9 protein-coding genes and 1 tRNA gene are annotated in these 14,876 nt (G+C 55.5%); 7 read left to right on the forward strand and 3 right to left on the reverse strand.

Features of this window, described 5'->3' with window-relative positions; genetic code table 11:
- Positions 1-86 precede the first annotated feature (86 nt).
- Entirely contained in the window at positions 87-4,049 is a 3,963-nt protein-coding gene (putA, locus tag AX755_RS14975; RefSeq protein ID WP_040023863.1) for a trifunctional transcriptional regulator/proline dehydrogenase/L-glutamate gamma-semialdehyde dehydrogenase, read from the reverse strand.
- A 422-nt stretch (positions 4,050-4,471) separates the two neighbouring features.
- Here putA and putP point away from each other — a divergent pair, with 422 nt between their 5' ends.
- A complete protein-coding gene (gene putP / locus AX755_RS14980; RefSeq protein WP_029882760.1) occupies positions 4,472-5,980 on the forward strand; it encodes a sodium/proline symporter PutP in 1,509 nt (502 codons plus the stop codon).
- A gap of 117 nt (positions 5,981-6,097) precedes the next feature.
- Positions 6,098-6,517, forward strand: a complete 420-nt coding sequence (locus AX755_RS14985; RefSeq protein ID WP_029882759.1) for a DUF3574 domain-containing protein — start codon at positions 6,098-6,100, stop codon at positions 6,515-6,517.
- A 70-nt stretch (positions 6,518-6,587) separates the two neighbouring features.
- On the opposite strand, the gene AX755_RS14990 is transcribed toward AX755_RS14985, so the two are convergent.
- A complete protein-coding gene (locus AX755_RS14990; protein ID WP_020689647.1) occupies positions 6,588-7,772 on the reverse strand; it encodes a NupC/NupG family nucleoside CNT transporter in 1,185 nt (394 codons plus the stop codon).
- Positions 7,773-8,022: 250 nt separating this feature from the next.
- Here AX755_RS14990 and efeU point away from each other — a divergent pair, with 250 nt between their 5' ends.
- From efeU to AX755_RS15015, 5 genes are all read left to right on the forward strand, one after another.
- Entirely contained in the window at positions 8,023-8,856 is an 834-nt protein-coding gene (efeU, locus tag AX755_RS14995) for an iron uptake transporter permease EfeU (RefSeq protein WP_013097186.1), read from the forward strand.
- 42 nt (positions 8,857-8,898) lie between these two features.
- Positions 8,899-10,026 carry an iron uptake system protein EfeO gene (efeO, locus tag AX755_RS15000; protein ID WP_013097185.1) on the forward strand — a complete coding sequence of 376 codons (1,128 nt, stop codon included), beginning with the start codon at positions 8,899-8,901 and terminating at the stop codon, positions 10,024-10,026.
- 5 nt (positions 10,027-10,031) lie between these two features.
- On the forward strand, positions 10,032-11,315 hold the full coding sequence (efeB, locus tag AX755_RS15005; protein ID WP_062857011.1) for an iron uptake transporter deferrochelatase/peroxidase subunit: 1,284 nt from the start codon (positions 10,032-10,034) through the stop codon (positions 11,313-11,315).
- Between the two features lie 500 nt (positions 11,316-11,815).
- Positions 11,816-12,607, forward strand: coding sequence for a phosphate starvation-inducible protein PhoH (phoH, locus tag AX755_RS15010; protein WP_013097183.1), 792 nt, complete (start codon positions 11,816-11,818; stop codon positions 12,605-12,607).
- A 408-nt stretch (positions 12,608-13,015) separates the two neighbouring features.
- On the forward strand, positions 13,016-14,521 hold the full coding sequence (locus AX755_RS15015; protein WP_062857012.1) for an alanine/glycine:cation symporter family protein: 1,506 nt from the start codon (positions 13,016-13,018) through the stop codon (positions 14,519-14,521).
- Between the two features lie 194 nt (positions 14,522-14,715).
- Here AX755_RS15015 and AX755_RS15020 read toward each other — a convergent pair.
- Positions 14,716-14,803 (reverse strand) — tRNA-Ser (locus AX755_RS15020).
- Positions 14,804-14,876: the final 73 nt, after the last annotated feature.

The following is a 14,876-nucleotide window of genomic DNA, read 5'->3' on the forward strand; positions in this document are numbered from 1 at the left end:
AAAAAGCCGGATGCGCTGTGCTTATCCGGCCTAAGGTGAAGTTGTAGCCCCGGTTAGCGTAGCGTCACCGGGGAGAGTGTACACGATTACCCGATTGTCATCAGGCTGGCGTTACCGCCCGCTGCCGCGGTGTTGACGCTGAGCGAACGCTCCACGTACAGGCGCTCCAGCAGCAGGTTGGTTTCACCGCGGGCGAAGCCCTGCACCGAAACAATCGCCCCGCTGCGGGCCGCAACCTGCTCGCACAGTTCGCGCAGCTGATCGGAATCACCGTGGTAGATAACCGCGTCAAACGGCTGCGCAAGCAGGGCATCAGGCTTCGCAAAGTGAATGCGGGCAGAAACCGCTTTCGGCAGTTGCTTCGCCAGATCGCGGTGCAGACCGTCTTCCGGCCACAGCACTTCACAACCTGTTGCCATCGCGGCGGCCAGCTGAACCAGCGCATCCTGTTCGTTATCCGCCACGCACAGCACGCGTTCGCGCGGCATCAGCGTCCAGGTGTTGCGTTCGCCGGTAGGACCCGGCAGCAGACGCTGCGTGCCAGCCTGCGCCAGCTCGCCGTACTGCTGTGCGACAGCGCGCAGCTCAGGACGTTTTTCCGCCCAGCTGATGAGTGCTTCCAGCGGCTGCGTCAGCACGGTTTTCAGCTGGACATCCACCGGATAGTCCGCGTCCTGGCGTGCCAGCGTCACGCCCAGCGCGCGCTCAGGACGGTTCGCCAGCAGACGGTACAGATAGAGCGGGCCACCCGCTTTAGGACCGGTGCCGGAGAGCCCCTCGCCGCCGAACGGCTGCACGCCCACGACCGCGCCAACCATGTTGCGGTTGACGTACAGGTTGCCCACTTTGGCGCTGCCGGTGACCTGGGCGATGGTTTCGTCGATACGGGTATGCACGCCGAGCGTCAGGCCATAGCCGGAGGCGTTGATCTGCTCAATCAATGCATTCAGGTTGTTACGGTTGTAACGCACCACGTGCAGGACCGGGCCGAAGACCTCTTTTTTCAGCTCGTCGAAGCTTGCCAGCTCGATAAGCGTAGGCGGCACAAAGGTGCCGGTCTGCCACTCGCGGGCATCTTCGCTGTTCTCGCGCACGGCCTGGAACACCGGACGGCCTTTGGCACGCATGGCCTGAATGTGGTTTTCAATATTCGCTTTGGCTTCCGCGTCGATCACCGGCCCGATATCGGTGGTGAGGCGGCCCGGGTTGCCCATGCGGCACTCGGCCATGGCACCACGCAGCATCTTCAGCGTGTGGTCGGCCACGTCGTCCTGCAGGCACAACACGCGCAGGGCGGAGCAGCGCTGACCCGCGCTGTCAAAGGCGGAGGCCAGCACGTCTACCACTACCTGCTCGGTGAGAGCAGAGGAGTCGACAATCATGGCGTTCATGCCGCCGGTTTCCGCGATGAGCGGCGTTGGGCGGCCCTGGGCATCCAGACGGGTGGCAATGTTACGCTGCAGCAGGGAGGCCACTTCGGTCGAGCCGGTAAACATCACGCCGCGCACGCGGTTATCCGCAGTGAGCTTCGCACCCACTGTTTCACCCCGCCCAGGCAGCAGCTGCACCACGCCCGCCGGTACGCCCGCTTCCAGCAGGATGTTAATCCCCTGAGCGGCAATCAGCGGGGTTTGCTCCGCCGGTTTGGCCAGCACGCTGTTGCCTGCGGCAAGCGCGGCGGCAATCTGGCCGGTGAAGATCGCCAGCGGGAAGTTCCACGGGCTGATACAGACCACAGGACCAAGCGGGCGGTGCGTTTCGTTATCGAAATCATCGCGCACCTGGCCTGCGTAGTAGTGCAGGAAGTCGACGGCTTCACGGACTTCGGCGATGGCGTTGCTGAAGGTTTTCCCCGCTTCGCGCACCAGGATACCAATGAGCGACTGCATCTGATCTTCCATCAGCACTGCGGCGCGTTCCAGAATGGCGGCACGTTCTTGCGGCGGGGTGGCGAACCAGATTGGCGCGTTGTTTACCGCGCTCTCCAGCGCCTGCTCCACTTCCGCTTCCGTGGCTTCACGCACGTAGCCGACAATATCTTTTGGCTCTGCCGGGTTGATCACCGGCTGCATCTCGCCGTCTGCGACCGGCTGTTCCAGCATCGGTTTGGCCTGCCATTTCTGCAGCGCGCTGTTGAGCAGGGCAGAGGAGAGAGATGCCAGACGGTGTTCGTTGGCGAGATCCAGACCCGCCGAGTTGATGCGGCCTTTGCCGTACAGCTCGCGCGGCAGGGCAATCTTCGGATGCGGCAGACCAATCTGGCCTTCCTGAGCCGCCATTTTCTCAACGGCCTGCACCGGATCGGCAACCAGCTCGTCCAGCGGCAGGGTGGTATCGGCAATGCGGTTAACGAAGGAGGTGTTCGCCCCGTTCTCCAGCAGACGACGCACCAGGTACGCCAGCAGGGTTTCATGGGTACCCACCGGAGCATAAATACGGCACGGACGGTTCAGCTTGCCCTCTGCCACTTTACCGGTGACCTGCTCATACAGCGGTTCACCCATGCCGTGCAGGCACTGGAATTCGTACTGGCCCGGATAGTAGTTCTGCCCGGCCAGGGTGTAGATCGCCGCCAGGGTATGAGCGTTGTGGGTAGCGAACTGCGGGTAGATCAGGTTTGGTACGCCGAGCAGCTTTTTCGCACAGGCGAGGTAAGAGACGTCGGTGTAAACCTTGCGGGTGTAAACCGGGTAGCCTTCCAGACCTTCCATCTGGGCGCGTTTGATCTCGCTGTCCCAGTAAGCGCCTTTTACCAGTCGGATCATCAGGCGACGACGGCTGCGGCTGGCCAGGTCAATCAGGTAATCAATAACGAACGGGCAGCGTTTCTGGTAGGCCTGAATAACAAAGCCAATTCCGTTCCAGCCTGCCAGTTCTGGCTCAAAGCACAGTTTTTCCAGCAGATCGAGCGAGATCTCCAGACGGTCTGCCTCTTCGGCGTCGATGTTGATGCCAATGTCATACTGGCGCGCCAGCAGGGTCAGGGATTTCAGGCGCGGGTAGAGCTCTTCCATCACCCGGTCGTACTGCGCGCGGCTGTAGCGCGGGTGCAGGGCGGAGAGCTTGATTGAGATGCCCGGACCTTCATAAATACCGCGACCGTTGGACGCTTTACCGATGGCGTGGATCGCCTGCTGGTAAGAGACCATGTAGGCCTGCGCGTCGGCAGCGGTCAGGGCCGCTTCACCCAGCATGTCGTAAGAGTAGCGGAACCCTTTATCTTCCAGCTTGCGGGCGTTAGCCAGCGCTTCGGCGATGGTTTCACCGGTAACAAACTGCTCGCCCATCAGGCGCATTGCCATATCCACGCCTTTGCGGATCAGCGGTTCGCCGCTCTTGCCGATAATACGGTTCAGGGAGCGGGAGAGGTTCGCTTCGTTGTGGGTCGAGACCAGCTTGCCGGTAAACAGCAGACCCCAGGTGGCGGCGTTAACGAACAGCGACGGGCTGCGGCCAATGTGTGACTGCCAGTTGCCGTTGCTGATTTTGTCGCGGATCAGCGCATCGCGGGTGGCTTTATCAGGAATACGCAGCAGTGCTTCCGCCAGACACATCAGCGCCACGCCTTCCTGGGAGGAGAGGGAAAACTCCTGCAGTAGGCTCTGCACCATACCGGCACGGCCGCTGGCGGTTTTCTGGTTACGCAGTTTGTCGGCCAGCTGATACGCCAGGCTGTGCGCCTGCGCGGCGACGGCTTCAGGCAGGCGAGCCTGCTCCAGCAGCATTGGCACGGCGTCCGTTTCAGCACGGCGGTACGCACCGGTAATGGCGGCGCGGCTGACGGACTGCGGCAGGATCTGCTCCGCGAACTCCAGGAACGGCTGATGATTCTCGTCGCCAGCAACCGGCGCGTCTTCGCTCTCATTGGCGGCACCTGCCAGCAGGGCGGGCAGCTCGGGCAGACCTTCGTCGCTCTCAAGCCGTTCGAGATAGTTAAAAATTGCCTGCTTGATTAGCCAGTGCGGCGTGCGGTCAATGCGGGTTGCTGCGGTCTTAATCCGTTCGCGGGTTGCGTCATCCAGCTTAACCCCCATGGTGGTCATGCCCATGCCAAAACTCCTGTTGTTCTTTGATCGTGTTCGGTGGTTAGCCTGAAATATCCACCATGTTGCAACTTTGTGCAACCGTGTTAAATGTGACCCGGCTAGCAAGCTGAAAAATGAATGGATTGTTAACGGATGGTTAGCTGGAAAAAAGCGCTGGCTTCTGCATACGAAGCCTGTTTTTATGCGGTACTTAACACTTTTAAAAGGTGCAACCCGTATAAATGTGAGCAAGTGCAACCTATAGGAAAGACATATAAAACCGGGGATGAATTTGATGTAAATGCAGTGTTAAATCGTTTGTGTGCGAGCACTGCTTACGGCAGGATACGCGCGGCCAACAGAAACACAGATACCCATCACCCCGTTCCGGTGATGACATAACAAGGCAACCCGGACGGTTGTCGCTCGACTTTTGGAGAATTTGAATGGCAATGAGCACACCGATGCTGGTGACATTTCTCGTTTATATTTTTGGCATGATCCTGATAGGGTTTTTGGCATGGCGTTCTACAAAGAACTTTGACGACTACATTCTGGGTGGCCGCAGTTTAGGCCCAATGGTGACTGCGCTTTCTGCGGGGGCATCGGACATGAGTGGCTGGCTGCTGATGGGGCTGCCGGGTGCGATTTTCATCTCCGGCATCTCTGAAAGCTGGATCGCCATTGGCCTGACTCTCGGGGCGTGGATTAACTGGAAGCTGGTAGCAGGCCGTCTGCGCGTGCATACCGAAGTGAACAACAACGCCCTGACGCTGCCGGATTATTTCACCGGCCGTTTTGAAGATAACAGCCGCATCCTGCGCATTATCTCGGCGGTGGTGATCCTGCTGTTCTTCACTATTTATTGTGCCTCCGGCATTGTGGCCGGTGCGCGTCTGTTCGAAAGCACCTTCGGCATGAGCTACGAAACCGCCCTGTGGGCCGGTGCGGCGGCTACCATCCTCTACACCTTCGTGGGTGGGTTCCTGGCGGTAAGCTGGACCGACACCGTGCAGGCGAGCCTGATGATTTTCGCCCTGATCCTGACCCCGGTGATTGTGATCTTCACCGTAGGTGGTTTTGGCGAGTCGCTGGAAGTGATCAAGCAGAAGAGCATTGAAAACGTCGATATGCTGAAAGGGCTGAACTTTGTTGCCATCGTCTCCCTGATGGGCTGGGGTCTGGGCTATTTCGGTCAGCCGCATATCCTGGCGCGCTTTATGGCGGCCGATTCTCACCACACCATCGTTCATGCGCGTCGCATCAGTATGACGTGGATGATCCTCTGCCTGGCAGGGGCGTGCGCGGTGGGCTTCTTTGGCATTGCATACTTCAACAACAACCCGGCGCAGGCGGGCGCGGTAAACCAGAACGCCGAGCGTGTGTTTATCGAGCTGGCGCAGGTGCTGTTTAACCCGTGGATCGCCGGTATTCTGCTCTCCGCTATTCTGGCGGCGGTGATGTCCACCCTGAGCTGCCAGCTGCTGGTCTGCTCCAGTGCGATCACCGAAGACCTCTACAAGGCATTCCTGCGTAAAGGCGCAAGCCAGAAAGAGCTGGTGTGGGTAGGGCGCTTCATGGTGCTGGTGGTGGCGCTGGTGGCCATTGCGCTGGCGTCGAACCCGGAAAACCGCGTGCTGGGTCTGGTGAGCTACGCGTGGGCGGGCTTTGGTGCGGCGTTTGGTCCGGTGGTGCTGTTCTCCGTGATGTGGTCGCGTATGACCCGTAACGGCGCGCTGGCGGGGATGATTATCGGTGCGGTCACGGTTATCGTCTGGAAACAGTTCGCGTGGCTGGGTCTGTACGAAATTATCCCGGGCTTCATCTTCGGCAGTCTCGGTATTGTGGTCTTTAGCCTGCTGGGTAAAGCGCCGTCTGCCTCCATGCAGAAACGCTTTGCGGAAGCGGATGCCCATTACCACACTGCGCCGCCGACGAAGCTCCAGGCTGAGTAATTTTTCTTCCTGCACACTGTAAGCCGGGTGAGCGTCAGCGCCATCCGGCTTTTTTCTTGCCAAAATCCGTAATTTACGGTGATATCGCTGCACTTATAACAATGAGGATAGCGAAGCATGACAATCAAAACAGGGTTACTGGCAGTGGCATTCCTGATGTTGGCTGGCTGTACGGCACCGTCGCAGCATACGGCGACTGACACCTGCAAAGTGGATAACCAGATGCAGCAGACCACGCTTTATTTCGGCTTAAATCGTCCGGCCGGGGCGCAGATCACCCCCGACGAGTGGCAGCAGTTTGTTGACCGGGACGTGACGCCGCGTTTTCGTGATGGCTTAACGGTGTTTGATGCGCGCGGACAGTGGCTGGGCAACGACGGTAAAGTGGCGCGTGAGCCGAGCAAGGCCTTGATGCTGATCCACGGAAAAGATGCGCAGAGCGAGAAGAACATTGAGGCGTTACGCGGGATCTATAAATCCCGCTTTGCGCAGGAGTCGGTGATGCGGGTCGATCAGCCGGTGTGTGTGCAGTTTTAATGAAAACGGCGGGATAACCCGCCGTTGTTGTATCGTAGGCCGGGATCGCTGTGCGCCACCCGGCATCACATCACAGCACCAGGCCCGCAAAGCTCGCCGACAGCAAACTCACCAGCGTCGCGCCATACACCAGACGCAGACCAAACCGCGACACCACGTTGCCCTGCTGCTCGTTCAGGCCCTTGATTGCGCCTGCGACAATACCGATAGAGGCGAAGTTGGCGAACGACACCAGGAACACGGATAAAATCCCCAGCCCGCGCGGTGACATCTGATGCGCAATTTTTTGCAGCTCAATCATCGCCACAAATTCATTCGCTACCAGCTTAGTTGCCATAATACTGCCGGCATTTAAGGCATCGCTCAGCGGAATACCCACCAGCCACGCCAGCGGATAAAACACATAGCCCAGGATCTGCTGGAAGCTCATACCAAATACGCTGGAGAAGAGGGCGTTAATGGCGCTAATAAGCGCAATAAAGCCAATCAGCATCGCCAGAATAATCATCGCCACTTTAAAACCGGCCAGAATATACTCGCCCAGCATTTCGAAGAAGCTCTGGGATTCATGCAGTTTTTCGAGCTTAATATCCGGCTCCGCTTCCGGGCGAACCGGGTTGATGACGGAGAGAATAATAAAGGTGCTGAACATGTTCAGAATGAGCGCCGCCACCACAAATTTAGCGTCGAGCATGGTCATATAGGCACCGACAATCGACAGGGAGACGGTCGACATGGCCGTGGCCGCCATGGTGAACAGGCGACGTGACGAGAGATCGCCCAGTACGCCCTTGTAGGCAATAAAGTTTTCAGACTGTCCGAGGATCAGCGAACTCACCGCGTTAAAGGATTCCAGCTTGCCCATGCCGTTCAGTTTTGACAGCAGCGTGCCAATCAGCCGAATAAAAATCGGCAGAATACGCCAGTGCTGAAGAATACCAATGAGTGCGGAGATAAAAATAATCGGGCAAAGCACGCCGAGGAAAATGAACGCCAGCCCTTTTTCACCCATTCCGCCAAAGACGAAATTGGTCCCTTCGCCGGCAAATTTCAGCAGTGATTCAAAGAAACCGGAGACGTATTTAATCAGGAATAACCCGCTTTCGGCGTGCAGGAAAAAGAACGCCAGCGCAATTTCAATAACGATCAGCTGTAAAACAAAGCGAATGCGAATTTTTCGGCGGTCAAAACTTACCAGCCAGGCAAGCGCAAGAATAATCACCAGCGCCAGCAGGAAATGGACAATCTTAAACATGGTTTATTTTCGGTTAGTTTGCGAGGCGGATATTTAGCCACAGCGCTGATTAACCGTAAATGGGCATTTTCGTTATACCTTATAAACCGGAACGTCACGAACGCAACTATTACCCCGCGATGCGTTTACAACTCGTCATCAAAAACCACACATTTCGCTTGTTTTTCTTATCGCCGTAATGATAATCACTATCACAAGAATTTACCTTTCTTTGCATCAGTTGACCGCGATAAACATTTAAGGTGTCGGCATGTTTGTTCCATTTCTCATTATGTTACGCGAAGGCCTGGAAGCGGCCCTCATTGTTAGCCTCATCGCCAGTTATCTGAAGCGAACCCAGCGCGGACGCTGGATTGGGGTGATGTGGATAGGGGTTTTCCTCGCCGCTGCGCTCTGTCTGGGCCTGGGCATTCTGATCAATGAAACCACCGGTGAATTCCCGCAGAAAGAGCAGGAGCTGTTCGAAGGTATCGTTGCCGTGATAGCGGTGGTGATCCTCACCTGGATGGTGTTCTGGATGCGTAAAGTCTCGCGTAACGTGAAGGTGCAACTGGAGCAGGCGGTAGATAATGCCCTGCAGAAGGGAAATCATCACGGCTGGGCGCTGATCATGATGGTCTTTTTCGCCGTGGCGCGTGAAGGTCTGGAATCCGTTTTCTTCCTGCTGGCTGCCTTTCAGCAGGATGTGGGGATCTGGCCACCGCTGGGGGCGATGCTGGGGCTGGCAACGGCCGTGGTGCTGGGTTTCCTGCTCTACTGGGGTGGCATTCGCCTGAACCTGGGGGCCTTCTTTAAATGGACCAGCCTGTTCATTTTGCTGGTGGCCGCAGGGCTGGCGGCAGGGGCGATCCGCGCTTTCCATGAGGCGGGTCTGTGGAACCACTTCCAGGATGTGGCGTTCGATCTTAGCAATGTTCTTTCTACCCATTCACTGACCGGCACGCTGCTCGAAGGGATCTTCGGCTACCAGGAAACGCCAAGCGTCAGTGAAGTGGCGATGTACTTTATCTATCTTATTCCGGCGCTGGCGCTCTTCTTTATGCCATCGCGCCCCAGCGCTCAGCCGTCGCGTACTGCGCCCTGATGTGCTTACTGTAGTTACAACATACTTTAAAAGGGAAGGGTCATGGCAATTCAATTTCGTCGTAGTGCGTTACAGGTTGGTGTGGCAGCGCTTGTTGCTTCTGCCTTCGCCGCTCAGGCTGCTGATATTCCACAGGTCAAGGTGACGGTGAATGATAAGCAGTGTGAGCCGATGACCATTACGGTCAACAGCGGTAAGACACAATTTATTATTCAGAACCACAGCCAGAAAGCGCTGGAGTGGGAAATTCTCAAAGGCGTGATGGTCGTGGAAGAGCGCGAAAATATCGCGCCGGGCTTTAGCCAGAAAATGACGGCTAACCTGCAGCCGGGTGAATATGACATGACCTGCGGTCTGCTGACCAACCCGAAAGGTAAGCTCATCGTTAAGGGGAATGCCACAGCGGATGCCGCGAAAGGCACGGCCCTGCTGAGCCTGGGCGATGCCATCACCGCTTATAAAGCGTATGTCATCAAAGAGACGGCAGACCTGGCTGCGGGAACCAAAGCCTTTACGGATGCGGTGAAAGCGGGCGATATCGACAAAGCGAAATCCCTGTATGCGCCCACCCGTCAGCACTACGAGCGCATTGAGCCGATTGCGGAGCTGTTCTCCGATCTTGATGGCAGCATTGATGCCCGTGAAGACGATTACGAGCAGAAAGCGGCCGATCCAAAATTCACCGGCTTCCACCGTCTGGAGAAAGCCCTGTTTGGCGATAACTCCACCAAAGGGATGGAGAAGTATGCCGATCAGCTCAACAGCGACGTGCTGGAGCTGCAAAAGCGCATCAGCGAGCTGGCCTTCCCGCCATCTAAAGTGGTGGGCGGTGCGGCCGGACTGATTGAAGAAGTGGCCGCCAGCAAAATCAGCGGTGAAGAAGATCGCTACAGCCACACTGATCTGTGGGATTTCCAGGCGAACGTCGATGGCGCGCAGAAAATTGTTAACCTGCTGCGCCCACAGCTGCAGAAAGAGAACAGCGAGCTGCTGGCAAAAGTGGATGCTAACTTTAAGAAAGTCGACACCATTCTGGCGAAGTACCGCACCAAAGACGGGTTTGAAACCTACGACAAACTGACCGACGCCGACCGTAACGCGCTGAAAGGCCCGATTACCACCCTGGCGGAAGATCTCTCCCTGCTGCGTGGCGTACTGGGTCTGGACTAGGCACGATGAACAAGCATGACGAATACGACGTGGCAGAACCGTCACGTCGTCGGTTGTTGAAAGGGGTAGGGGCGCTGGGGGGCGCATTTGCCCTGGCCGGAGGGTGTCCGGTGGCGCATGCGGTAAAACCGCAAAGTGCGCCCGGTACGCTGTCACCGGATGCCCGTATGGAGACGCAGCCTTTCTATGGCGAACATCAGGCGGGCATTCTGACACCACAGCAGGCCTCCATGATGCTGGTGGCCTTTGATTCGCTGGCAAGTGATAAAGCTGACCTGGAGCGCCTGTTTCGCCTGCTCACCACCCGCATCGCGTTTCTGACTGCAGGGGGACCGGCGCCAGAAACGCCAAACCCACGTCTGCCGCCAATGGACTCGGGGATCTTAGGGTCGTTCATCGCCCCGGATAATCTGACCATTACGGTGTCGCTGGGCGAATCGCTGTTTGATGAACGTTACGGGCTGGCAAAACAGAAGCCGAAAGCGCTGCAAAAAATGACGCGTTTCCCGAATGACTCGCTGGATGCTGCTCTCTGCCACGGCGATCTGCTCCTGCAGATTTGCGCTAACACGCAGGACACGGTGATCCACGCTCTGCGGGATATCATCAAACACACGCCTGATCTGTTGAGCGTGCGCTGGAAGCGGGAAGGGTTTATCTCTGACCATGCTGCCCGCAGCAAAGGCAAAGAGACGCCGGTGAACCTGCTGGGCTTTAAGGATGGCACCGCCAACCCGGACAGCAGCAACGGCGCGCTAATGAAAGAGGTCGTCTGGGTCACAGCCGATCAGGGTGAGCCTGCCTGGGCCGTCGGCGGGAGCTATCAGGCGGTGCGGGTGATTCAGTTCCATGTGGAATTCTGGGATCGCACGCCGCTTAAAGAGCAGCAGACGATCTTTGGCCGTGACAAGCAGAGCGGGGCGCCGCTTGGCATGAAGCACGAGCATGATGTGCCGGATTACGACAGCGATCCTAATGGCGATACCATTGCGCTGGACAGCCATATCCGGCTGGCGAACCCGCGCACCAAAGAGACGCAGTCAAGCCTGATGATGCGCCGGGGCTATAGCTACTCGCTGGGGGTGACCAATTCCGGTCAGCTGGATATGGGGCTGCTGTTTGTCTGCTATCAGCACGATCTGGAGAAGGGGTTCCTCACCGTGCAGAAGCGGTTAAACGGCGAAGCGCTGGAAGAGTACGTTAAACCTATCGGCGGCGGCTATTTCTTCGCGCTGCCCGGCGTGCGCGATTCGAACGCCTGGCTCGCGCAAGGGCTGATAGAAGCCTGATAATTGTCCCTGCGATAGTTCGCGGGGACATTATTTTTTCATATGACTATCCCTCTGTTATATTTCTGTAATATTCCTGTATGAGACTGTTTTCAACTGCAGGAGCAGTCTTAAAAGTTGCATTCAGGTAAAATAAATGTTGCATTTATGATAATCCCTGATGTACTTAAGATAAGACAGCGGTAGTTCCCGGCAGTGATGCTGAATCACTATGGAGATCGCGAATGGTATCGTCCTGTACTGGACAAGGTAAACACAACAACCGCAGTACCCGGCGCGGAGGCTCAGACTCCGGCAGCGATTTCCTCACCACTAAATTCTCCCCTTCTATTCAGAAACCAGATTCTACCGACGTGCAGAATGGTGCGCGTAGCTATTCTGTATCGTCATCCGGCAAGGCAAGCAATGGCTTACAAGGAAGCCAACCCTCTGATGTTCGTGCGCATAATCGTGCCGAAACTGGCGCGTGTGATGAATACCAACAACTCAAGGTGCTATCCATGGGAAGACAAAAAGCAGTGATCAAAGCTCGTCGCGAAGCAAAACGTGTGCTGAGACGGGATTCACGTAGTCATAAACAGCGTGAAGAAGAATCGGTCACCTCGCTTGTGCAGATGAGTGGCGTAGAAGCAATTGGCATGGCGCGGGACAGCCGTGATAATTCCCCAATTGTGGCGCGCAATGAGGCTCAGGCGCACTACCTGAATGCTATCGAGAGTAAACAGCTCATCTTTGCAACCGGTGAAGCCGGATGCGGGAAAACCTGGATCAGTGCAGCCAAAGCAGCGGAGGCCCTGATCCATAAGGACGTGGAGAGAATTATTGTTACCCGTCCGGTACTGCAAGCTGATGAAGATCTCGGCTTCTTGCCCGGTGACATATCGGAGAAGTTTGCCCCTTACTTCAGGCCCGTTTATGACGTGCTGGTGAAGCGACTGGGTGCATCCTTTATGCAGTACTGCCTGCGACCAGAGATTGGCAAGGTGGAAATCGCGCCGTTCGCCTATATGCGCGGACGTACATTTGAAAATGCGGTCGTCATTCTTGACGAGGCTCAGAACGTGACCGCTGCGCAAATGAAGATGTTCTTAACGCGCCTCGGGGAGAACGTGACGGTTATCGTCAATGGTGATATTACCCAGTGCGACCTGCCATCCGGCGTGAAATCCGGCTTGAGCGACGCCATGTCACGTTTTGAGGAAGACGACATGATTGGGGTAGTACGCTTTACCAAAGAAGATTGTGTGCGGTCGGCGCTGTGCCAGCGCACGCTGGAAGTCTATTCCGACTGACGGTAAAACATCGCTGTTTTACCGCTCACCTGTCATCCCTTCCCGGCGTAATGCCGGGAAGCTTCGTTTATTTCTTCTCGCGACTCGCGTCTGGTTGTCTTTTAAAAGATTGCCTGTCTTGTGGAATTCATCATGTCGGTTATTCATTTTTGACGCTGGTTTTTTATCACGCTCAGCGAAATGTGATGTGTATTTATAATATCCACAAAATACCCATGAATATCATGATCGCGCTAATTGTTCGCTCAAATTTAAACGTGAATGTTGTCACATAATGTTACTAAGATGTGAAAATTAAGTTGGTGTATTGTGGCGAATTCTCTATGTTTCGTACTGATTCAAACAACATTCTAACAAGAAAATCCTATGGGGAACCGTTTCCCTGGAACATCACGTTGAGGGTCATACATGAACGAACTGGTTGGTGCAATTAACGGTGTTATCTGGAGCCCGGCGTTAATATTTTTATGTCTGGGTGTCGGTCTCTATTTCTCATTACGTAGTCGTTTTTTGCAGTTACGTCATTTAAAACATATGATTACCTTAATGTTCCAGGGGCGTCCTACCGATGCTGGCGTATCGTCTTTCCAGGCACTGACGATGACGCTGGCAGGGCGTGTAGGGACCGGGAACATTGCTGGCGTCGCCACCGCTATCACCTTCGGTGGACCGGGCGCACTTTTCTGGATGTGGATGGTGGCGTTTTTGGGGGCCAGTTCTGCGTTTGTGGAATCTACGTTGGGCCAGGTTTATAAAGAAAAAATCAATGGTGAATATCGTGGCGGTCCTGCCTTTTATATTGAAAAAGGCTTAGGCGTTAAATGGTATGCATGGTTATTTGCCATCGTCACCATTTTCTCCTGCGGTTTATTAATGCCAGGGGTACAAGCAAACTCGATTGGTGCCAGCCTGGAGATTGCATTTGGGCTTGATCCAAATGTCACGGCGGCACTACTTGCCGTACTGTTAAGCTTTATTATTTTCGGTGGTGTGAAAAGGATCGCCAGTTTTAGCAGTATGGTCGTTCCGTTTATGGCGCTCGGCTATATTATTGTGGCTTGCGTTATTATCGCGATTAATATTACCGAGCTTCCTGGTGTGATTCTTTTGATCTGGAAAAGCGCTTTTGGTCTGGAAGCTGGTTTTGGTGCCATTCTTGGTCAGGCTATCATGTGGGGCGTTAAGCGCGGAGTCTATTCCAACGAGGCGGCGCAAGGTACCGGGCCGCATGCGTCATCTGCGGCGGCAGTGAGCCATCCGGTGAAGCAGGGGCTGGTTCAGGCTTTCTCGGTCTATATCGACACGCTGTTTGTCTGCTCGGCGACCGGGTTTATGCTGTTGATCACCGGTCTGTATAACGTCCAGGGCATTGACGGTGCTGCACTCTACACCGGTATTTCCGGCGTGGCAGCAGGGCCTGGCTATGTGCAGACGGCAATGGAAAGTATGATGCCAGGCTTTGGTAATTACTTTGTTGCTGTTGCGCTGTTCTTCTTCGCCTTCACCACCATTATTGCTTACTACTATATTGCTGAAACTAATATCGCCTTCATCAACCGTAAAATTCACCGTCCATGGCTGACGTTCGTGCTCAAATTATGCCTGATGGCTTCAACGGTATATGGCACAGTTCGTACGGCGGATCTGGCATGGGGGCTGGGGGATATTGGGGTAGGGCTGATGGCATGGCTTAACATTATTGCCATTGTGCTTTTACATAAAAAAGCGTTTGCCAGCCTTAAGGATTATGAAATTCAGAATACGCAGGGGGTGGATCCGCACTTTGACCCGATTCGACTGGGGATTAAAAATGCGGATTACTGGCTGGAAGAGCGTAAAGATGAACCTGCTGCAAATCCAGAACAGACGACTTCTGTCGTGAGAGAGCAGAACGCAGGGAAACTGAACAATTAATCGTGGTAGCCCGTATTAATTTACGGGCCCATGGGTCTTGTAGGCCGGGTAAGCGTTAGCGCCACCCGGCGAATAAGGCGACTACGTTGCTGAACTGTCTTTGTCGAACCCCGGTCGGGGATTCTCATCCTCCCGCAAGCGAGCAACATGCGAAAAAAAAAGCCCGCATTTTCATGCGAGCTCTTCTTTAAATATGGCGGTGAGGGGGGGATTCGAACCCCCGATACGTTGCCGTATACACACTTTCCAGGCGTGCTCCTTCAGCCACTCGGACACCTCACCATATTGTCATCCCGTTGTTGTCGGGACGGGCGCTAATGTAAGGAAAAGCCGAACAGCCGTCAACACACTTTTT

It is taken from the genome of Enterobacter sp. SENG-6, assembly GCF_001605945.1.
Classification (GTDB): domain Bacteria; phylum Pseudomonadota; class Gammaproteobacteria; order Enterobacterales; family Enterobacteriaceae; genus Enterobacter; species Enterobacter cloacae.

Excerpts from the sequence above, each read along its gene's own strand:
- putA (WP_040023863.1), bottom strand. The coding sequence starts at position 4,049 with ATGGGCATGACCACCATGGGGGTTAAGCTGGATGACGCAACCCGCGAA.
- putP (WP_029882760.1), top strand. The coding sequence starts at position 4,472 with ATGGCAATGAGCACACCGATGCTGGTGACATTTCTCGTTTATATTTTT.
- AX755_RS14985 (WP_029882759.1), top strand. The coding sequence starts at position 6,098 with ATGACAATCAAAACAGGGTTACTGGCAGTGGCATTCCTGATGTTGGCT.
- AX755_RS14990 (WP_020689647.1), bottom strand. The coding sequence starts at position 7,772 with ATGTTTAAGATTGTCCATTTCCTGCTGGCGCTGGTGATTATTCTTGCG.
- efeU (WP_013097186.1), top strand. The coding sequence starts at position 8,023 with ATGTTTGTTCCATTTCTCATTATGTTACGCGAAGGCCTGGAAGCGGCC.
- efeO (WP_013097185.1), top strand. The coding sequence starts at position 8,899 with ATGGCAATTCAATTTCGTCGTAGTGCGTTACAGGTTGGTGTGGCAGCG.
- efeB (WP_062857011.1), top strand. The coding sequence starts at position 10,032 with ATGAACAAGCATGACGAATACGACGTGGCAGAACCGTCACGTCGTCGG.
- phoH (WP_013097183.1), top strand. The coding sequence starts at position 11,816 with ATGGGAAGACAAAAAGCAGTGATCAAAGCTCGTCGCGAAGCAAAACGT.
- AX755_RS15015 (WP_062857012.1), top strand. The coding sequence starts at position 13,016 with ATGAACGAACTGGTTGGTGCAATTAACGGTGTTATCTGGAGCCCGGCG.